This window comes from Streptococcus mitis (assembly GCF_009496285.1).
Lineage (GTDB): Bacteria > Bacillota > Bacilli > Lactobacillales > Streptococcaceae > Streptococcus > Streptococcus mitis_BP.
In genome coordinates this window covers 1-21,730 of record NZ_WIJK01000017.1, presented here as the reverse complement: position 1 = coordinate 21,730, position 21,730 = coordinate 1, and the positions used below count along the sequence as shown (strand labels likewise).

The 21,730-nt window shown below is 39.1% G+C and carries 17 protein-coding genes, 1 pseudogene and 1 other annotated feature; of the genes and pseudogenes, 17 read left to right on the top strand and 1 reads right to left on the bottom strand.

What is annotated here, in order from left to right; all coding sequences use genetic code 11:
* Nucleotides 1-48: 48 nt before the first annotated feature.
* Nucleotides 49-1,490: pseudogene (locus tag GEZ89_RS06520) on the top strand (IS1182 family transposase).
* A gap of 107 nt (nucleotides 1,491-1,597) precedes the next feature.
* Here the strand turns inward: GEZ89_RS06520 and GEZ89_RS06515 are convergent.
* Nucleotides 1,598-1,783, bottom strand: a complete 186-nt coding sequence (locus GEZ89_RS06515; RefSeq protein ID WP_075230421.1) for a hypothetical protein — start codon at nucleotides 1,781-1,783, stop codon at nucleotides 1,598-1,600.
* Nucleotides 1,784-1,901: 118 nt separating this feature from the next.
* On the opposite strand from GEZ89_RS06515, the gene GEZ89_RS06510 reads away from it, so the two are divergent.
* The 16 genes from GEZ89_RS06510 (at nucleotide 1,902) to pyk (ending at nucleotide 21,548) form a co-directional block, all read left to right on the top strand.
* Entirely contained in the window at nucleotides 1,902-4,355 is a 2,454-nt protein-coding gene (locus GEZ89_RS06510) for a bifunctional DnaQ family exonuclease/ATP-dependent helicase (protein ID WP_194251841.1), read from the top strand.
* A gap of 32 nt (nucleotides 4,356-4,387) precedes the next feature.
* Nucleotides 4,388-5,611 (top strand): FtsW/RodA/SpoVE family cell cycle protein, encoded by a 1,224-nt coding sequence (locus tag GEZ89_RS06505; RefSeq protein ID WP_153225409.1) that lies wholly within the window; start codon nucleotides 4,388-4,390, stop codon nucleotides 5,609-5,611.
* A 10-nt stretch (nucleotides 5,612-5,621) separates the two neighbouring features.
* Entirely contained in the window at nucleotides 5,622-6,173 is a 552-nt protein-coding gene (locus GEZ89_RS06500; protein WP_153225408.1) for a DJ-1 family glyoxalase III, read from the top strand.
* A gap of 105 nt (nucleotides 6,174-6,278) precedes the next feature.
* Nucleotides 6,279-6,842 carry an HAD family hydrolase gene (locus GEZ89_RS06495; RefSeq protein ID WP_281334610.1) on the top strand — a complete coding sequence of 188 codons (564 nt, stop codon included), beginning with the start codon at nucleotides 6,279-6,281 and terminating at the stop codon, nucleotides 6,840-6,842.
* A gap of 14 nt (nucleotides 6,843-6,856) precedes the next feature.
* On the top strand, nucleotides 6,857-8,803 hold the full coding sequence (gene gyrB / locus GEZ89_RS06490) for a DNA topoisomerase (ATP-hydrolyzing) subunit B (protein WP_153225406.1): 1,947 nt from the start codon (nucleotides 6,857-6,859) through the stop codon (nucleotides 8,801-8,803).
* 81 nt (nucleotides 8,804-8,884) lie between these two features.
* The gene (ezrA, locus tag GEZ89_RS06485) at nucleotides 8,885-10,612 is read left to right on the top strand and encodes a septation ring formation regulator EzrA (RefSeq protein WP_153225405.1); all 1,728 of its coding nucleotides are present in this window, start codon (nucleotides 8,885-8,887) and stop codon (nucleotides 10,610-10,612) included.
* Nucleotides 10,613-10,922: 310 nt separating this feature from the next.
* Entirely contained in the window at nucleotides 10,923-11,492 is a 570-nt protein-coding gene (locus GEZ89_RS06480; RefSeq protein WP_153225404.1) for a hypothetical protein, read from the top strand.
* Between the two features lie 146 nt (nucleotides 11,493-11,638).
* Entirely contained in the window at nucleotides 11,639-13,030 is a 1,392-nt protein-coding gene (pgdA, locus tag GEZ89_RS06475; protein ID WP_153225403.1) for a peptidoglycan-N-acetylglucosamine deacetylase PgdA, read from the top strand.
* An 87-nt stretch (nucleotides 13,031-13,117) separates the two neighbouring features.
* Nucleotides 13,118-13,248 (top strand) — a sequence feature (ribosomal protein L20 leader region).
* A 15-nt stretch (nucleotides 13,249-13,263) separates the two neighbouring features.
* The gene (gene infC / locus GEZ89_RS06470; protein WP_000848177.1) at nucleotides 13,264-13,794 is read left to right on the top strand and encodes a translation initiation factor IF-3; all 531 of its coding nucleotides are present in this window, start codon (nucleotides 13,264-13,266) and stop codon (nucleotides 13,792-13,794) included.
* A 32-nt stretch (nucleotides 13,795-13,826) separates the two neighbouring features.
* On the top strand, nucleotides 13,827-14,027 hold the full coding sequence (gene rpmI, locus GEZ89_RS06465) for a 50S ribosomal protein L35 (RefSeq protein WP_001125942.1): 201 nt from the start codon (nucleotides 13,827-13,829) through the stop codon (nucleotides 14,025-14,027).
* A 51-nt stretch (nucleotides 14,028-14,078) separates the two neighbouring features.
* Nucleotides 14,079-14,438: a 50S ribosomal protein L20 gene (gene rplT / locus GEZ89_RS06460; RefSeq protein WP_000124830.1), complete on the top strand. Its 360-nt coding sequence runs from the start codon at nucleotides 14,079-14,081 to the stop codon at nucleotides 14,436-14,438.
* 56 nt (nucleotides 14,439-14,494) lie between these two features.
* Nucleotides 14,495-14,881 (top strand): VOC family protein, encoded by a 387-nt coding sequence (locus GEZ89_RS06455; RefSeq protein WP_000157160.1) that lies wholly within the window; start codon nucleotides 14,495-14,497, stop codon nucleotides 14,879-14,881.
* Nucleotides 14,882-14,958: 77 nt separating this feature from the next.
* Nucleotides 14,959-15,669, top strand: coding sequence for a B3/4 domain-containing protein (locus GEZ89_RS06450; RefSeq protein ID WP_153225402.1), 711 nt, complete (start codon nucleotides 14,959-14,961; stop codon nucleotides 15,667-15,669).
* A gap of 116 nt (nucleotides 15,670-15,785) precedes the next feature.
* Entirely contained in the window at nucleotides 15,786-18,887 is a 3,102-nt protein-coding gene (locus GEZ89_RS06445) for a DNA polymerase III subunit alpha (protein WP_322741492.1), read from the top strand.
* An 81-nt stretch (nucleotides 18,888-18,968) separates the two neighbouring features.
* Nucleotides 18,969-19,976, top strand: coding sequence for a 6-phosphofructokinase (pfkA, locus tag GEZ89_RS06440; protein ID WP_000820873.1), 1,008 nt, complete (start codon nucleotides 18,969-18,971; stop codon nucleotides 19,974-19,976).
* 66 nt (nucleotides 19,977-20,042) lie between these two features.
* Nucleotides 20,043-21,548 (top strand): pyruvate kinase, encoded by a 1,506-nt coding sequence (gene pyk / locus GEZ89_RS06435; RefSeq protein ID WP_153225401.1) that lies wholly within the window; start codon nucleotides 20,043-20,045, stop codon nucleotides 21,546-21,548.
* The last annotated feature ends 182 nt before the right edge of the window (nucleotides 21,549-21,730 follow it).

Sequence of the window (21,730 nt, the reverse complement as noted above, 5' to 3'; positions counted from 1 at the left end):
GTCATCAAATTGATGGCTTTTTTGTTATACTAGAGATGAGGTGAAATAATGCTTGATAATCAGTTAACTATGGATGTCAGTCCTTATTCTAGTTTGTATAATATCGTTGTTCCGAAAACCCACTTTTTACGTCAGCTAACTGAACTCTGTGATTTCAGCTTTATTTATGATGAACTAGAAAAGAATTATCGTCCCGATTTTGGGCGTAAAGCTTATTCACCGATTATGATGTTCAAATATCTCTTGTTGAAAGATATTTATAAGTTATCAGATGTCGATGTGGTGGAACGTTCCTTGTCAGATATGGCCTTTAAATTTTTTCTTGGTCTAGCTCCGGAGGATTCTGTTATCGAACCATCCTCTCTGACAAAATTTAGAAAGCTAAGAATTAAAGATAACAAACTGCTTGATGTATTGATTCAAAAGTCTGTTCAAATTGCACTCGAACATAACTTGATTAAGAGTAAAATCCTCATTGTGGATGCCACTCACACCAAATCTCATTATAATCATAAGAAGCCCCAAGAAATTCTTAGGGAGCGTTCAAAAGCTTTACGTAAAACGATTTATAAACATTCAGAAGATATCAAAATAGAATTTCCAAAGAAACCTCAAGAAGATAACCTCGAAGCAGAGTTGACCTATACAGAGGAATTAATGGCTGTGGTTGAAAAACACGAGGAACTCTTAGCCCTACCGGCTGTTTCTCAAAAGTTCAATTACCTAAAAGAGGCTGTCGATGATGACTTAGAACACTTGGAAGCTTCTGTTAAGGAGCAGGCTAGACTTGGACATAAGACAGCTGATATAAAAGTCATATCGCTATGACAGATGAACGGATTATTACTGCTTGTGTGGTCACTTCTGGTGAACAAAGCGATGGGAAATATTTACCTGAGTTATATGCCAAAACAAAGGAAAATAGTCTGGACATCGAGACTATTATTGGTGATGCGGCTTATTCAGGAAAGGACAACATTCAACTAGCTCGCAAAGAAAAGATTCATTTGGTGTCAAAACTGAACCCTTCAGTTTCAAAAGGTTACCGTAAAGAAGAGGATGCGTTTGAATTTAATAAAGATGCAGGGCTATTTGTCTGTCCAGAAGGACACATGGCTGTTCGCAAAGCAAGGACAGGAAAAAAATATCAAAATAAAAATCAAGTTGTCACTCATTACTTTGACATTGAGAAGTGCAAGAGTTGCCTTTCCAAGGAAGGGTGTTATACGGAGGGGGCAAAGTCTAAAACTTATTCAATAACCATTAAGAGTAACGACCATCTTTTCCAGAAGAAATTTCAGGAAACACCTTATTTTAAAGAAATGGCCAGACATCGCTATAAAATCGAAGCGAAGAATGCCGAACTAAAACAGAGACATGGCTTTGATGTTGCAAGGGCATCGGGTCTTTTCAACATGGAGTTACAGGCAGCCACAAGCATCTTCGTGGTCAATATGAAACGAATTATGACCTTAATAAATAAAAAATAACCGAGGATTTCGCTCAAATCGGTGAGAGACTCCTCGGTTTTCATTTTATTAAAAGTAAGAGAGTTACTTTTTCAGTGGGCTCGAGGTTTTCAGGTGCCTTTTGACTATTAGAAGAGGCCTTTGACCTTATCAACAAGATTACCGATTCCTTCTGATCCTGAAATCAAACTTTGAGCCTGACTAAGGTATTCACCGAGCTGGTCCTTATTTTCTTCGACAAAGGTTTTTGCGGCAGCCAAATCTTTTTTCTCGATTAGCTCTTTTACTTGATTAAACAAATCTAATGGGTTCATGATGTAACTCCTTTTCTACACTTCTATTCAATCATTTTTGTTCAAAACTTGCAAGAAACTTGACTCTTCAAATCAAGTTCATGGATGTCAAATGCTGTAAATTTTGATATAATTTTTAATGATGAATTTTAGAAATGATCGGTACGTTGTCGTGGATTTAGAGGCGACCAGTACCGGAAGCAAGGCAAAAATTATCCAAGTAGGAATCGTGGTCATTGAAAATGGCGAGATTGTTGACCAATATGCCACGGATGTCAATCCTCACGAACCCTTGGATTCTCATATCAAAGAATTAACGGGTTTGACCGACCAGCGACTAGCAGAGGCACCAGAGTTTTCTCAGGTGGCTGGAAAAATTTTTGACTTGGTCAAGGACGGTGTTTTTGTTGCGCACAATGTCCAGTTCGATGCCAATTTGTTGGCAGAATTTCTCTTTTTTGAGGGCTATGAATTGCGCACTCCTCGTATCGATACAGTCGAGTTGGCTCAGGTGTTTTATCCTCAACTTGAAAAGTATAATCTGGGGATTCTCTGTCAAGAGTTGGGAATTTCACTAGAAAAAGCCCATACTGCCTTATCAGATGCCCAAGCAACAGCAGAGCTCTTTCTTTGTATGCGACAAAAAATGTTTGGACTGCCAAAAGGCTTATTGGAGCGCTTGTTAAGTTTGTCAGATGGTTTATTATATGAGTCTTATCTGGTCATCGAGGAAGTTTATCAGAAGCAGTCGATCCTAGTTGAACATGACTTGGTAGAGGTGCAAGGTTTATTTTTAAGAAAAGAAAAGCTAGCCCTTTCTCCACGTAAACTCTCAAAAGATTTCCAAACCAATATTGCCTTGTTGGATTTGGAAGATAGAGCCTCACAAGCTAGTTTTTCTCAAAAGGTTCAAGATTTTCTACAGAATGAGAAAATTGCTTTTGTGCAAGCTCAGACTGGAATTGGGAAAACCTACGGCTATTTGTTACCCGCTTTATCACTAGAAAACGAAAAAGGAATCCTTCTCAGTGTTCCTACTAAAGTTCTACAAAATCAAGTGATGCAAGAAGAAGCTCGTAGGCTGGAAGAGGTCTTTCACCTTTCGATTCATAATCTTAAAGGACCACAGAATTATCTAAAACTAGATGCCTTTCATGCAGCACTAGAGGAAGAAGAATCCAATCGTTTGTACACTCGATTTAAGATGCAACTCTTGGTTTGGTTAACCGAGACAGAAACGGGGGACCTAGACGAGATTGGTCAGCTTTACCGTTACCAGCAGTTTTTACCAAACTTGGTACACGATGGTAATCTTCCCAAAGCTTCTCTCTTTTGGCTAGAGGATTTTTGGAGACGGGGGCAGAAAAAAGCTCGCTCTTGCCAGCTACTTGTGACCAATCATGCTTACCTCGTTACTCGACTTGAAGATGATCCTAGTCTCTTAGAAGGGCGTCTCTTGATTTTGGATGAGGCCCAGAAGATCTTATTAACTTTGGAAAATCTTTTACAAAAGAGTTTTGTTTTAAACGACATAGTAGACCAACTAGATCAAGCCTTGGTTCGCGAAAAAGGGATGCTTCAGAGACGCTTGATGGAGAGTATTCGCTTTGAGCTTTGTCACTTGATGGATCAGTTCCTATCTGGCAAACGAAGAATGTGCCCGACGACTACAATAGCACAACTCCAACAGGATTTCTCTGAGCTAGACGTTCAAGGTTTCCAGGACTATCAGCGATTTTTCTGCACTGATGGAGAATTTTGGCTATCAACCTCAGACTTGTCTAGCAAGAAGGTTGTCATTTCTTCCAGTCGCAATCAACGTCTGCTCTTTTCGGAGATTTTTCCAGAAAGCTGTCAACTCTTAGCTGTCTCTGCAACCTTGGAAATTAGTAGCAGAGTATCTTTACCAGAACTAATGGGATTCCCACATGCAGCTTTTGATAAATTGGATGAGAATTTTCAAGAAAATCAAGAAATTTTTGTCGTCAAGGATTTTCCATTGGTGACAGAAACCTCTCAAGAAGACTATGCTCAGGCTCTCTTAGAAGTGCTGGAAGATTTGTCCTATCTTGAAGAACCCATGCTCGTTTTATTCACTTCAAAAGACCTTTTGTTGCAGGTATCAGATTCTTTATCTCTTTCTCATTTAGCTCAATATAAGAACGGGGATCCTGCTCAACTCAAGAAACGATTTGAAAGAGGAGACTCTCACCTCTTGCTAGGGACAGGAAGTTTTTGGGAGGGAGTTGATTTTGCGACTCACCCTCGAGTAATTGAAGTGGTGACTCGCTTGCCCTTCCAAAATCCAGAAGATCCCTTTACGAAAAAAATGAATCAGGAACTGCGTCTTGAAGGGAAAAATCCTTTCTATGACTATCAACTGCCGATGGCTATTATTCGCCTCAAACAAGCGATTGGTAGAACCATGCGTCGTCTTGGACAGCGCTCATCTGTCCTGATCTTGGATAGCCGAATGACAAGCAAACGATATGGAAAGCAGATTAGCAAGGCCTTGTCACAGACTAGTCGAGTGAGAGAAGTTGGCAAAGAGCAAGTATTCTCAAAAGTTCAAGAATTTTTACACAAAAAATAAAATAAACATCTGAAAGAATGAAGGAGACCTTTATGAAACGTTCTCTCGACTCTCGAGTCGATTATAGTTTGATTTTACCAGTATTTTGTTTGCTGGTGATTGGAGTTGTGGCTATTTACATAGCTGTCAGTCATGACTATCCACATAATATTTGGCCAATTCTCGGTCAGCAACTAGCATGGATCGTCTTGGGAATTATCATCAGCTTTGTAGTCATGTTCTTTAATACAAAATTTTTATGGCAGGCGACTCCCTATCTTTATGCCCTAGGTCTAGCCCTTATGGTTTTACCCTTGATTTTTTACAATCCTAATTTAGTGGCAGCAACAGGGGCTAAAAACTGGGTGTCAATTGGAGGAGTGACACTTTTCCAACCTTCCGAATTCATGAAAATTTCCTATATTTTGATCTTGGCTCGGGTTGTTGTTCAATTCACACAGAAACACAAGGAAAGTGAACGAACGATTCCTTTAGATTTCCTCTTGATATTGTGGATGATTATCTTCACGCTGCCAGTCTTAGGTTTACTGGCCCTGCAGAGTGACTTAGGAACGGCCTTGGTCTTTGTCGCAATCTTTGCGGGACTGGTCTTGCTTTCTGGAGTATCATGGAAAATCATCATTCCAATTTTTGTAACAGCTGTATCGGGAATTGCAGGATTTTTGGCAATTTTCATCACAAAAGATGGGCGTGCTTTCATACATCAAATCGGGATGCCAACCTATCAGATTAACCGTATCCTTGCTTGGCTCAATCCATTTGATTATGCACAAACGACCACCTATCAACAGGCCCAAGGGCAAATCGCCATCGGTAGTGGAGGCTTGTTTGGTCAAGGATTTAATGTATCCAATCTCCTCATTCCCGTTCGTGAGAGTGATATGATTTTTACAGTCATTGCAGAAGATTTTGGTTTTATCGGATCTGTCCTTGTAATTACACTTTATCTCCTACTTATCTATCGAATGTTAAAAATCACTCTGAAGTCCAATAACCAATTTTATACCTACATTTCAACTGGATTTATTATGATGCTTTTGTTCCATATCTTTGAAAATATCGGTGCAGTGACAGGCCTCCTTCCTCTGACAGGGATTCCTCTCCCATTCATTTCCCAAGGGGGATCGGCCATTATCAGTAATCTGATTGGTGTTGGATTGCTTCTATCGATGAGTTATCAAACGCATCTAGCCGAAGAAAAGAGCGGTAAGACAAGATTTAAACGGAAGAAAGTTGTTTTGAAAAAAGTTAAATAAGGAGTAAATCATGGCTAAAGTTGCAGTTATCTTAGCAGATGGCTTTGAAGAAATCGAAGCCCTAACAGTTGTGGATGTATTACGTCGTGCCAATATTGCTTGTCATATGGTTGGTTTTGAAGCCCAAGTGACAGGATCACATGCCATCCAAGTACAAGCAGATCGTGTGTTTGATGGTGAATTATCTGAGTACGACATGATTGTCTTACCAGGAGGTATGCCAGGATCAGCAAATTTACGCGATCATGAACTTTTGATTGCTGAACTTCAAAAATGTGAACAAGTCGGTAAAAAAATAGCTGCCATCTGTGCAGCACCAATTGTTCTGAATCGCGCTGGTCTCCTCAAGGATAAAGAGTTCACCTGCTACGATGGTGTTCAAGAGCAAATTACTGATGGTCACTATCGCAAGGAAACAGTAGTTATTGACGGTCAGTTAACAACTAGTCGCGGTCCAGCTACTGCACTTGCCTTTGCTTATAACCTAGTGGAACAACTTGGTGGCGATGCAAATGGTTTGAGAGAAGCTATGCTTTATCGTGATGTATTTGGTTTAGATTAAGTGAAACGAGAAGAATCTATCAATTAGGGGATTCTTCTCGTTTTTTACTGTTAAAATAGAAGGAAATCGTCGCTTTTTTGATAAAAAAATGCTATAATGAAGGGTATGAAATATCACGATTACATCTGGGATTTAGGTGGAACTTTGCTTGATAATTATGAGACTTCGACCGCTGCTTTTGTGGAAACATTAGCTCAATTTGGAATCGAAGAAGAACATGATAAAGTTTACAATGCCTTGAAAGTGTCAACTGCTTTTGCGATTGACCGTTTTGCCCCAACAATAGAGAATTTTTTAGAAAAATACAAGGAAAACGAAGCGCGAGAGCTTGAACATCCAGCCTTGTTTGAGGGAGTACCTGCTTTATTGGAGGAAATCTCAGACCAGGGAGGACGGAATTTTTTAGTTTCGCATCGCAATGACCAAGTTTTGGAAATCCTTGAAAAGACTGGAATTGCTGCCTATTTTACAGAAGTAGTAACAGCTAGTTCTGGCTTCAAGAGAAAACCCAATCCAGAGTCAATGATTTATTTGCGAGATAAGTACAAGATAAGCTCTGGCATCGTTATTGGTGATCGACCTATAGACATTGAAGCTGGACAAGCAGCTGGCTTAGCGACGCATCTCTTTGAAAATATCGTGACATTGAGACAAGTATTAGACATGTAAGAAAAAGGAAAAAAATGACAGAAGAAATCAAAAACCAACAGGCACAGGATTATGATGCCAGTCAGATTCAAGTTTTGGAAGGTCTGGAAGCCGTTCGTATGCGTCCTGGAATGTATATCGGATCGACTTCAAAAGAAGGTCTTCACCACCTAGTCTGGGAAATCGTTGATAACTCTATCGATGAGGCCTTGGCGGGATTTGCTAGTCATATTCAGGTCTTTATTGAGCCAGATGACTCTATTACGGTTGTTGATGATGGACGTGGTATCCCTGTTGATATTCAAGAAAAGACAGGCCGTCCTGCCGTTGAAACTGTCTTTACCGTTCTTCACGCTGGAGGTAAATTTGGCGGTGGCGGTTACAAGGTTTCAGGTGGACTCCACGGTGTAGGTTCATCGGTTGTAAATGCTCTTTCTACTCAGTTGGATGTTCGTGTTCACAAAAATGGAAAAATCCATTACCAAGAATACCGTCGTGGACATGTTGTTGCTGACCTTGAGGTGATTGGAGATACAGATAAAACAGGTACAACCGTACACTTTATTCCAGACCCAGAGATTTTTACAGAAACAACAACTTTTGATTTCGATAAATTAAACAAACGTATCCAAGAACTCGCCTTTCTGAATCGTGGCCTTCAAATCTCCATCACTGACAAACGTGAGGGACTTGAACAAACAAAACACTACCACTACGAAGGTGGGATTGCGAGCTATGTTGAGTATATCAATGAAAACAAGGATGTCATCTTTGATACGCCAATCTACACTGATGGAGAAATGGATGATATCACAGTTGAAGTAGCCATGCAGTACACAACTGGTTACCATGAAAATGTCATGAGTTTCGCCAATAATATTCATACTCATGAAGGTGGAACACATGAGCAAGGGTTCCGTACAGCCCTAACTCGTGTCATTAATGACTACGCTCGTAAAAACAAACTCCTCAAAGACAATGAAGATAATCTAACAGGTGAGGATGTCCGTGAAGGCTTGACTGCTGTTATCTCGGTTAAACATCCAAATCCTCAGTTTGAAGGACAAACGAAAACTAAACTTGGAAATAGTGAAGTTGTCAAGATTACCAACCGACTCTTTAGTGAAGCATTTTCAGACTTCCTAATGGAAAATCCTCAGATTGCTAAACGCATCGTAGAAAAAGGGATTCTGGCAGCTAAGGCGCGTGTCGCAGCCAAGCGTGCGCGTGAAGTTACCCGTAAGAAGTCAGGTTTAGAGATTTCAAACCTTCCAGGGAAATTAGCAGACTGTTCCTCAAACAATCCAGCTGAAACTGAACTGTTCATCGTCGAAGGAGATTCAGCAGGAGGTTCTGCAAAGTCTGGTCGTGACCGTGAATTCCAAGCGATTTTACCGATTCGCGGTAAAATCCTCAACGTTGAAAAGGCCAGCATGGATAAGATCCTTGCCAATGAAGAAATTCGCAGTCTCTTCACAGCTATGGGAACAGGCTTTGGTGCTGAATTTGATGTCAGCAAGGCCCGTTACCAAAAACTCGTTATCATGACGGATGCCGATGTTGATGGAGCCCACATCCGTACCCTCTTGTTAACCTTGATTTATCGTTATATGAAACCCGTTTTAGAAGCAGGTTATGTTTATATCGCTCAACCACCAATTTACGGTGTTAAGGTCGGCAGTGAAATTAAAGAATACATCCAACCTGGAGCAGATCAAGAAACCCGTCTCCAGGAAGCCTTAGCTCGCTATAGTGAAGGACGTTCAAAACCAACTATTCAGCGTTATAAAGGTCTTGGAGAAATGGATGATCATCAGCTTTGGGAAACAACTATGAATCCTGAACATCGTCTCATGGCGCGTGTATCAGTTGATGATGCTGCAGAAGCAGATAAAATCTTTGATATGCTCATGGGTGATCGTGTAGAACCACGTCGAGAATTTATTGAAGAGAATGCTGTTTACAGTACGCTTGACGTCTAAAAAAATTTGGAAATAGTTCCCATGGTTTGAAAAATATGATATAATCATTACAATTGTTTCAAGTATAAAAAGGAGTTTGATATGTCTGATAATCTGTTGATTATTATTATGATTGTAATCGCGGCTCTTCTGATCATTGCTTATGTTGTAGCGATTTTGTTACGCAAACGAAATGAAAAGAGGCTCGCAGTACTAGAAGGAAGAAAGGAAGAGTTGTATAACCTTCCAGTTAACGATGAAGTAGAAGCTGTTAAGAATATGCATCTGATTGGTCAAAGTCAGATTGCATTTAGAGAGTGGAATCAAAAATGGGTAGACCTATCCCTCAACTCATTTGCAGATATTGAGAATAATCTGTTTGAAGCAGAAGGGTACAATAATTCATTTCGCTTTTTGAAAGCTCAACACAAAATTGATCAAATTGAAAGCCAAATTACCCTTATCGAAGAAGATATTGCTTCCATTCGAAATGCTTTAGCAGATCTAGAAAAACAAGAATCCAAAAATAGTGGTCGTGTCTTGCATGCTTTAGATTTATTTGAAAGCCTGCAGAAAACAGTCGCAGAAGATTCTGAGAAATATGGTCAAGCACTTCCTGAAATTGAAAAACAATTGGAGAACATCCAATCTGAATTTTCTCAATTTGTGACGCTAAACTCTTCAGGAGATCCAGTTGAAGCAGCAGGAATTTTGGATAATGCTGAAAACCATATCCTCGCTTTGACACATATCGTAGAGAGAATTCCAGCAATTGTTACTAAACTAACGACAGAACTCCCTGATCAACTTGAAGATCTGGAGGCTGGCTATCGTAAGTTGCTTGATGCTAACTATCACTTTGTAGAAACTGATATTGAATCGCGTTTGCAGTTGTTGTATGAAGCATTGAAAAATAACCAAGAAAATATTAAAAAATTGGAATTGGATAATGCTGAATATGAAAACACTCAGATTCAAGAAGAAATCAATGCTCTCTATAATATTTTCACACGAGAGATTGCTTCTCAAAAGGTTGTTGAAAACTTGTTGTCAACACTTCCAACCTATCTTGACCACTTAAAAGACAACAATCAGGTCTTGGTAAAAGATATTGAACGCTTGAGCAAAACTTACTTGATGTCTGAGAGTGATGTCAATCACGTCCGTCGTCTTCAAGTGGATTTGGATTCCTTAGAAGTTACAGTTAGTGATTTGACTTCAGAACAAGAGGAATATTCAGAAGCTTACTCTGTATTGGAAGAACGTTTAGAAAATGTTCAAGCTACATTAAAAGAAATTGAAGATGATCAAGTTTCAGTGAGCGAACGTTTAGTACAGATTGAAAAAGATGATGTTAATGCTCGTCAAAAGGCAAATGTTTACGTCAATCGTCTCCACACAATCAAGCGCTACATGGAAAAGAGAAATCTTCCAGGAATCCCACAGAACTTCTTGAAATTATTCTTTGCTGCTAGCCATAGTACTGAGGATTTGATGGCAGAGTTGGAACAGTCACAAGTCAACATTGAGTCTGTTAATCGTATCCTAGAAATTGCAACTCACGATATGGAAGTTTTGGAAACAGAAACTTACAGTATTGTGCAATATGCAACCTTGACAGAGCAATTGCTTCAATATTCTAACCGCTACAGATCATTTGATGAAGGGATTCAACAAGCCTTCCATGAATCTTTAGAAATCTTTGAAAATGCCTTTGATTATCAAGCATCTTTCGAAAAGATTTCCCAAGCTTTGGAAGTTGCTGAACCAGGGGTAACAAATCGCTTTGTTTCCTCATATGAAAAAACAAGAGAAATCATTCGATTTTAATTAAGAAAATTATATAGAAATCTGAATTGCACCCTGAAAGTTAGAGCCAAAAATCTAACTTTTGGGGTGTTTTTATGTGAGTAAAGAACATAGATATCAAAGTGCAATGTAATGAAATAAAATATAAACAGAGAGATTAGGAAAGTCAAAATAATTTTTAGTAATGTTTTAGAAGCGACAGTGTACTATTCTATATTCGATATACAATAAGATCAAAAATTCACGCCCCTTTCAAAAATATTTGGCATGGTTGACGAATTCGAGATTCTTTGATATATTAAACCTAATGACTAAACATATGAGGTGAACCATGTATACAAAACTACAAAAAATAATCAACAAGCACAAGAAAATGACCTATGGTCTTATTGGTGCTCTTATACTTCTGATACTTGTAGTTTTTTCTTTTTTAGGAGCATCTGACAATAAAGAAGCTACCATTGTGAATGAATCGAAAACTAAGGATGCATCATCACAAAAAACAAAGGATGTAAGCAAGGATACATCTACTAGCTCTCAAGAAAAAACTAGCCAATCTTCTGAAACTGAGAAGGCTTCTTCTACTAGTACATCAGCTTCATCATCAACTTCTACTACAGAAGACAAGCAAACTAGTGAACCTGTCTACGAACCATCTACGTCATCATATACATCTGATGCTAATACATCAACGTATGAAGAGCCTACTTCAAATTATGCTGAACCTGCATATGAAGAACCTGCAGCATCAACCTATACTCCTGCGTCATCATCAAATAGTTATACTGAAATCACAAGAGATGATATGAAAAAACACAATAAAGCCGTTGCCGAATGGGATGAAGCAAATGGTTTTGGTGGGGAAGGTCTTGATCGCGGTGATGGTTATCTTGGTTGGTAATCGTAAACACAGATATACATATTTTTGTGAATCAAAAGAAAGTCCTATGGAAATCTAGGACTTTTCTTTTACCTTTCTTTTCTTTAAAAATGGACATTTTCCTATTTATCATTGAAATTATAGGCCTGATTTGATATGATAAGACTATGACTAAAAAAAGAACAAATTGTAAAACAAATGACAAGAAGAAAAGAAATTTATGGATTATTGTGGGGCTTCTATTCTTCACAATCCTAACATTAGGTGCAGGTATTGCTTATAAAGTCTTGACCAAGCAAGCTTTTGAGCAAAAAATTGAAGCACTGAAAAAAGAAAAAGATGATTCCTATTCACAAGGAAGTCAGAAAGAGAATTTTCGTAAGGGGCAGGCAGAAATCATCACCTACTATCCTATGACGGGGGACAAGGTCATTACCTCTGTTCAGGATATCATTGTAAAAGATATTACGGATAAAGTAGAAGATAAAGAACATTTGATTTTTTACTATTCTGAAAAAGATTCATCCTCTATCAAAGGTGTGGAGAGCCATCTTGTAAAAAAACAGGCCTATGACCTGAGTGATTCTACTGTTGTGGAATTAGAAAATACGTCGTTAGATCAGCTTTATCTTAAGGAAGATGGGACTCTGTTTACATTAGATCAGCTCTTTACAGATGCTAGCAAAGCTAAAGAGAAGTTTCTTGAGGATATCAAGTCAACGCTCCAAGATAAAAAGATTGAACAAACACTTGTTGATCAAGTAACAGCCGATTTTTCAGCTAGCGATTTATCATCTTGGAAGTTTGCATACAAAGATAGTCAATTGGTTCTTTATCCAATCAAAGCAACCAATAATGTAGAAGAAATAGCTTTGCCTATTTCAGACTTCTTTGATGTTATCCAATCGTCCTATCTAACTGAAAAGGATGCAGAACTTTATAAGAAGGCTCAGGCTGAGAAAAATAAAAAAGTAGTAGCTCTTACCTTTGATGATGGACCAGATGGAAATACAACTCCACAAGCTTTAGATATTCTAGCCAAGTATAAGATTAAAGCAACCTTCTTTGTTCAAGGAAAAAATATTTCAGGTAATGAGTCGATCCTTAAACGTATGCAATCTGAAGGTCATGAAGTTGGAAACCATAGCTGGAATCATCCAATTTTAACAAAATTGTCATTGGAAGACGCTAAGAAACAGCTTACAGATACAGAAGATGCTATTACAAAAGTTCTTGGTAAAAGCTCTAAATTGATGCGTCCACCATACGGAGCAATCTCAGATGATATTCGCAATAGCTTTGATTTAAGCTTTATCATGTGGGATGTGGATAGTTTCGATTGGAAGAGTAAAAATGAAGCAGCGATTTTGACAGAAATTCAGCGTCAGGCAAGCAATGGATCTATCATTTTAATGCATGATATCCATCAAACATCTGTTAATTCATTACCAAAAGTAATTGAGTATCTACAGGAACAAGGATATAGTTTTGTGACTGTATCAGATCTACTCAACACTCGTTTGAAGCCACATGAGATTTACTATTCTCGTAACCAGTAAGTTCACAGTAGGCAAATATTTAAAAAAATTAAAAAAAGATAGTTTTAATCTTGACAAGTAGGGGAAAACTTGATATCATATAAAAGTTGAGAAAAGCAGAAGTGAGAACTTCTCGCCTTGCGACTAACGTTGTCTGGCCCCTACGGATCAAATTTCAGAAATGAAATACAATCATGTAGTGCGGGTTTGCGTTAGCAAGTCCGCTCTTGTTTTTCTCTAAATTAAAAAAAGAGGTGAAAACCATAGCAAAGCAAGACTTATTCATCAATGATGAAATTCGTGTACGCGAAGTTCGCTTAATCGGTCTTGAAGGTGAGCAATTGGGTATCAAACCACTAAGCGAAGCGCAAGCACTTGCGGACGAAGCTAATGTGGACTTGGTTCTCATTCAACCTCAAGCTAAACCTCCTGTTGCGAAAATTATGGACTACGGTAAGTTCAAATTTGAGTACCAGAAGAAACAAAAAGAGCAACGCAAAAAACAAAGCGTTGTGACCGTGAAAGAAGTTCGTTTGAGCCCAGTTATCGACAAGGGTGATTTCGAAACTAAACTTCGCAATGCTCGCAAGTTCCTTGAAAAAGGAAACAAAGTGAAGGTATCTATTCGCTTTAAGGGGCGTATGATCACCCATAAAGAGATTGGTGCAAAAGTTTTAGCCGAGTTCGCTGAAGCAACTCAAGATATTGCTATCATTGAACAACGTGCTAAAATGGATGGACGCCAAATGTTCATGCAATTGGCGCCAGCAACTGACAAAAAATAATTGTCAGAAAGTTAAATAAAGGAGAAAAAATCATGCCAAAACAAAAAACACACCGCGCATCAGCTAAACGTTTCAAACGTACAGGTTCTGGTGGACTTAAACGTTTCCGTGCTTACACATCTCACCGTTTCCACGGAAAAACTAAAAAACAACGTCGTCATCTTCGTAAAGCATCTATGGTGCATTCAGGAGATTTCAAACGTATCAAGGCAATGCTTACTCGCTTGAAATAATCGCGTATTTGTAAGTAAACAATTCTAGGAAATATTTGGAGGAAATAAAACATGGCACGTGTTAAAGGTGGCGTTGTATCACGCAAACGTCGTAAACGTATTCTTAAATTAGCAAAAGGTTACTATGGAGCTAAACACATCTTGTTCCGTACTGCAAAAGAACAAGTAATGAACTCTTACTACTATGCATACCGTGACCGTCGTCAAAAGAAACGTGACTTCCGTAAATTGTGGATCACACGTATCAATGCGGCAGCTCGTTTGAACGGACTTTCATACTCACAATTGATGCATGGTTTGAAATTGGCTGAGATCGAAGTTAACCGTAAAATGCTTGCTGACTTGGCTGTTAACGATGCAGCAGCTTTCACAGCTCTTGCAGATGCAGCTAAAGCAAAACTTGGTAAATAATTATTCATAAGACTGGTGCAAGTTTGTCCCAGTCTTTTTTAACAAAGGAGAAAAAAATGGCTTCTAAAATGCTACACACTTGCTTGCGAGTTGAAAATCTTGAAAAATCAATCGCTTTTTATCAAGATGCTTTTGGTTTTAAGGAATTACGTCGTAGAGACTTTCCAGACTATGCGTTCACTATTGTTTATCTTGGACTTGAAGGTGATGATTATGAGTTGGAGTTGACTTATAACTATGATCACGGACCATATGTTGTCGGTGACGGTTTTGCTCACATCGCCTTAAGCACACCTGATCTTGAGGCTCTTCATAAAGAACATAGCGACAAAGGCTATGAAGTGACAGCACCTAATGGACTTCCAGGGACTCAACCAAACTATTACTTTATCAAAGATCCAGATGGATACAAGGTAGAAGTGATTCGTGAAAATTCATTATAGTTCCTATCGAGTAGCTTGTATGCTACTCGTTTTTTTAATTTGTAGTAGAATGAAAGAAAAAGAATGGCGTCAAGGTCATGAAAGTTCATGTAAAAGATGATTTTTGGCAACTATTTCCAGATGCTCAAATCTCTGTATTGGTGGTAAAAGGTCTCAACAATACTATTGATGAGAATGAGGATCCATATTTTAAAGCTTTACTAGATGAAGGGATCAAAAAAGCTCGGATTTTTATACCAGATGAAAATTTCACTCAGAATGAAGTGATTCAAGAATGGCGCCAGGCATTCACTAAATTCAAAACCAAAAAAGGTGCTCGTTCTTCTATTGAAGCTTTATTAAAGCGTGTAAGTCAAGGAAGAGAATTTAATCCAATAAATCCTTTGGTAGATATTTATAATAGTGTTTCACTTTCTTACGCTGTTCCTTGTGGGGGAGAGGATTTAGCTAAGATTGTTGGTGACTTATGTCTCGGAAGAGCTCAAGGGAATGAATCCTTCTTTCCACTAGGGGCCGAAAGTGATGCTTCTGCATTAGCCGATGAAATTATTTATTTTGATGAACAAGGTGCGGTTTGTCGGTGTTTAAACTGGCGTGAAGCCCAAAGAACCATGTTAACAGAAGAAACCAAAGATGCTGTTTTAGTCATTGAAGCTATCAATGAAGAACAGGCATCAAGAGCTCGGGAAGCAATGCTAGAATTACATACTAAAATTGAGGAATATTTCGGTGTTAGTGGCAAGATCAGTCACTTGACAGCTACAAATCCTATCTTGGAAATAGAATGATAAGTGAGAATCACAGTTAATTCAGCTGTGGTTCTTTTTCTACAAGGGAAGAAAGAAATTGTTTTTCTATTTTCTAAAATGGTATAATATAAGAAGAAAAAGGGAGGTGATAGCGAGTGATTGCACAACTTGATACAAAAACGGTTTATAGTTTCATGGAGAGTATGATTTCCATTCAGAAGTATGTTGACCAAGGGAAAGCATACGGCTACTCAGCACTTGGAATCATGGATATTGACAATCTCTATGGGGCTTATTATTTTATCAAAGAGTGCCAAAAACAGGGGATTCAGCCCTTATTAGGTCTTGAGGTGACTGTTCATCATAAGGAGGAACTCATCAACCTTCGATTTTTGGCCTTGTCAAATCATGGCTATCGAAATCTCATGAAGATTTCGACTCTAAAAATGACAGGTAAAAAGGAATGGACTGATTTTTCTCCCTATCTAGAAGATGTTTGTGTTATTGTTCCCTATTATTCTGCAATTGATTCCTTGGACTTAGGGCATGACTATTATATCGGAGTGTATCCAGATACACCTCAGTCGAATTTTTCTCACTCCATTCTCCCACTTTATCGTGTTAATTCCTTCGAATCTGAGGATTTAGAAACGCTTCAAATGCTCAAGGCGATTAAGGAAAATGTGACCTTGCGAGAGGTAGATGTTCAATCGCAACAAGGCTTGTTTTTACCTGCTGACCGTCTTGAACAATTTTTTGTAGAAAAGTTTCCAAAAGCTTTAGACAATCTATCTGAACTGATTGGAGCAACTACTTATGAGATTGATAGTAGTCTCAAGCTTCCACGCTTCAATCCAGAGCGTCCTGCTGTTGAAGAGTTGCGCGAAAGAGCTATTAAGGGCTTGGAACAGAAAGGCTTACTAGATTCAGTTTATCAGGCTCGTTTGGAAGAAGAACTATCTGTGATTCATGACATGGGATTCGATGACTACTTCTTAGTTGTCTGGGATCTCTTACGTTTTGGTCGTTCTCAAGGATATTATATGGGTATGGGACGTGGATCTGCAGTTGGAAGTCTAGTGGCCTATGCTCTAGATATCACTGGTATTGACCCTGTGGCTAAGAATCTCATCTTTGAGCGCTTTTTAAATCGTGAACGCTATACCATGCCTGATATCGATATTGATATTCCTGATATCTATCGTCCTGAATTTATCCGTTATGTTCGTGACCGTTATGGTAGTATTCACGCTGCTCAAATAGTCACCTACTCGACTTTTGGTGCCAAACAGGCTATCCGAGATGTTTTTAAACGGTATGGTGTTCCCGAGTACGAGTTGACATCCATAACCAAGAAAATTGGTTTCAAAGATACCTTGACAAGCGCCTATGAAGGCAATCTAGGATTTAGACAACTGATTCAAAGCAGGATTGAGTACCAAAAGGCTTTTGAAATTGCCAAAAAGATAGAAGGCTATCCTCGACAGACTTCTATCCATGCTGCTGGTGTCGTGATTAGTGATAAAAATCTAACGGACTATATTCCTCTTAAGTATGGTGAGGATATGCTCATTACCCAGTATGATGCTCATGGAGTTGAAGGAAACGGCTTGCTCAAGATGGACTTCTTGGGTCTTCGAAACCTAACCTTCGCTCAAAAAATGCAGGAGCTCTTATATGAAACTCAAGGAATTCAGCTAAGGATTGAGGATATAGACCTTGAGGATAAAGAAACTTTAGCCCTCTTTGCAGCTGGGAAGACCAAGGGAATCTTTCAATTTGAACAACCTGGTGCTATTCGCTTATTAAAGCGCGTGAAACCAGAAAGATTTGAAGAAGTAGTGGCAACGACTTCCCTCAACAGACCTGGAGCGAGTGACTATATCGACAACTTTGTGGCTCGAAAACATGGTAAAGAAAAGGTAACAGTTCTGGACCCAGTTTTGGAAGATATTCTGGCTCCAACTTATGGCATTATGCTTTACCAAGAACAGGTGATGCAAGTGGCACAGCGTTACGCTGGTTTCAGCCTTGGGAAGGCCGACATTTTACGTCGTGCCATGGGGAAAAAGAACGCAGCTGAGATGCACCGAATGGAGGAAAGTTTCATCCAAGGAGCACTCGAAAAAGGGCATAGTAAAGAACAGGCTCAGCAGGTTTTTGCTGTCATGGAAAAATTTGCTGGTTATGGTTTCAACCGATCGCATGCTTATGCTTATGCGGCTTTAGCCTTCCAGCTTGCTTACTTTAAAACACATTACCCAGAAATCTTTTATCAAGTCATGCTCAACTATGCCAGTGGAGATTATATTCTCGATGCGCTTGAAATGGGCTTTGAACTGACACCACTCTCTATCAATACAATTCCGTATCTGGATAAATTGACAGACAAGACTATTTACTTGGGGCTTAAGAGTATCAAGGGGATGCCTCGAGATTTTGCCTATTGGATTTTAGAGAATCGTCCTTTTAGCAGTGTCGAAGATTTTGTCACTCGCTTGCCTAAAAATTATCAGAAGTTGAGTCTTTTAACTCCCCTAGTCGAGATTGGTTTATTCGATAGTTTTGAAAAAAATCGCCAAAAAATCTTATCCAATTTACCTACTTTGTTTATTTTTGTGGAAGAATTGGGTAGTTTGTTTGCAGATAATAGCTACAATTGGCTTGAGAGTGAGGATTTTACGCAAGTCGAAAAGTTTCGTAAGGAACAGGAGTGGCTTGGAGTCGGTATTAGTCCACATCCCTTACTGATTTTAGCAAAGAATTCCCTCTATCCAATTGTGAGTTTGTCTGAACTATCTGAAGGACAGACAGCTACAGTACTCGTTGAGCTACAGTCTATCCGAGTAATCAGAACTAAAAAAGGTGAAAATATGGCCTTTTTGAAAGTTAGTGATAGCAAATCAAATTTGGAAGTTACTGTTTTTTCTGATCAGTATCGCCAATTTAACAATCTCTTACATGAAGGAAGATTTTACTACCTAAATGGAAAAGTGCAGGCAAGAGACGGTCGCCTTCAGTTAGTGTTAAATAATCTAAAAGAAGCAGTGAGTGAACGATTTTGGATTCAGGCTGCTGATCATGAACATGATTCTGAAATTTATCATATTTTAGAACAATACAAGGGACAAATTCCAGTCATTATACGCTACGAAAATGAACAAAAAAATGTTCTGTTGCCGGGTTATTTTGTTGCAAAAGATGTTAGTTTGCAGGAATCTTTGAGTCAAATAACTATGAAAACGATTTATCGTTAAAAATCAATGAAAATAAAAGAATTTTAACTTTAATTATGGTATAATCAGTTAGAATGTTAAAAGAAAAAGGAGCAAAACCAAATGAAACGTATTGCTGTTTTGACTAGTGGTGGAGACGCCCCTGGTATGAATGCTGCCATCCGTGCAGTAGTTCGTCAAGCAATCTCAGAAGGAATGGAAGTTTTTGGTATCTATGATGGATACGCAGGTATGGTTGCCGGCGAAATTTATCCACTTGATGCTGCTTCAGTGGGAGACATCATTTCACGTGGTGGTACTTTCCTTCACTCTGCTCGTTATCCTGAGTTTGCAAAACTCGAAGGTCAACTTAAAGGGATTGAGCAGTTGAAAAAACACGGTATCGAAGGTGTCGTGGTTATCGGTGGTGACGGTTCTTATCACGGAGCTATGCGCTTGACTGAGCATGGATTCCCTGCTATCGGACTTCCAGGAACAATCGATAACGATATCGTAGGTACTGATTTCACAATCGGATTTGATACTGCAGTTACAACTGCAATGGATGCCATCGATAAGATTCGTGATACCTCATCAAGTCACCGTCGTACTTTCGTAGTTGAAGTTATGGGACGTAATGCTGGAGATATCGCTCTTTGGGCTGGTATTGCCACTGGTGCTGATGAAATTATTATCCCTGAAGAAGGCTTCAAGATGGAAGACATCGTAGCAAGTATCAAAGCTGGATATGAACACGGTAAGAAACACAACATTATCGTTTTGGCAGAAGGTGTTATGTCAGCGGCTGAATTTGGTCAAAAGCTAAAAGAAGCTGGAGATACAAGCGACCTTCGTGTAACTGAACTTGGTCATATCCAACGTGGTGGATCTCCAACTGCTCGTGACCGTGTATTGGCGTCACGTATGGGAGCACATGCTGTTAAACTTCTTAAACAAGGAATCGGTGGTGTAGCTGTTGGTATCCGTAACGAGAAAATGGTTGAAAATCCAATTCTTGGAACTGCAGAAGAAGGAGCTTTGTTTAGCCTAACAGCTGATGGTAAGATTGTTGTTAACAATCCTCATAAAGCTGACCTTGAACTTTCTGCTTTGAACAAGAGCTTGTCATAATCAACTTTAACTAAACTGGTAAAATGACCATAAAAGGTCAAATTATATAAAGGAGTCACAAAAATCATGAACAAACGTGTAAAAATCGTTGCAACTTTGGGTCCTGCGGTAGAAATCCGTGGTGGTAAAAAATTCGGTGAAGACGGATACTGGGGTGAAAAACTTGACGTTGAAGCTTCAGCTAAAAACATTGCTCAATTGATTGAAGCAGGAGCTAACACTTTCCGTTTCAACTTCTCACACGGTGACCACCAAGAACAAGGTGACCGTATGGCAACTGTTAAACTTGCAGAAAAACTTGCAGGTAAAAAAGTTGGTTTCCTTCTTGATACTAAAGGACCAGAAATCCGTACTGAATTGTTCGAAGGTGAAGCTAAAGAGTACTCATACAAAACTGGTGAAAAAATCCGTGTTGCAACTAAACAAGGTATCAAATCAACTCGTGAAGTGATTGCTTTGAACGTTGCTGGAGCTCTTGACATCTATGATGACGTTGAAGTTGGTCGCCAAGTATTGGTTGACGATGGTAAACTTGGTCTTCGTGTTGTAGAAAAAGACGATGCAGCTCGTGAATTTGTCGTTGAAGTTGAAAACGACGGTGTTATCGCTAAACAAAAAGGTGTAAACATCCCTAACACTAAAATTCCTTTCCCAGCTCTTGCTGAACGTGATAACGCTGATATCCGCTTCGGTCTTGAACAAGGTATCAACTTCATCGCGATCTCATTCGTACGTACTGCAAAAGACGTTAACGAAGTTCGTGCAATCTGTGAAGAAACTGGTAACGGTCACGTTCAATTGTTCGCAAAAATCGAAAACCAACAAGGTATCGATAACTTGGACGAAATCATTGAAGCTGCTGACGGTATCATGATCGCTCGTGGTGACATGGGTATCGAAGTACCATTTGAAATGGTTCCAGTTTACCAAAAAATGATCATCACTAAAGTGAATGCTGCTGGTAAAGTTGTTATCACTGCAACAAACATGCTTGAAACAATGACTGAAAAACCACGTGCAACTCGTTCAGAAGTATCAGACGTATTCAACGCTGTTATCGACGGAACTGATGCTACAATGCTTTCAGGTGAGTCAGCAAATGGTAAATACCCACTTGAGTCTGTTCGTACAATGGCAACTATCGATAAGAACGCTCAAACTCTTCTTAACGAATACGGACGTTTGAACTCAGATTCATTTGAACGTAACTCTAAGACAGAAGTTATGGCTTCAGCAGTTAAAGACGCTACAAACTCAATGGACATCAAATTGGTTGTAACTCTTACTAAGACTGGTCACACAGCACGTTTGATCTCTAAATATCGTCCAAATGCTGATATCTTGGCATTGACATTTGACGAATTGACAGAACGTGGATTGATGTTGAACTGGGGTGTTATCCCAATGTTGACAGAAGCTCCATCATCAACTGATGACATGTTTGAAATTGCTGAACGTAAAGCAGTTGAAGCAGGTCTTGTACAATCTGGTGACGATATCGTTATCGTTGCAGGTGTGCCACTTGGTGAAGCAGTTCGTACTAACACAATGCGTATCCGCACTGTACGTTAATCTAACATTAAAAAACCTATCATATCAAGCTTTACAGCTTGTATGATAGGTCTTTTTTATGTGACTATTAGTCCGTCTCGCTCCGTGAGGTGCGAGACAAATAAACCACCCGCTATGCGGGTGCGCGTCGAAGGTTATACCAAAAAAACTCCAAACGCGATACAATAAAGGTGTTCAAGCCA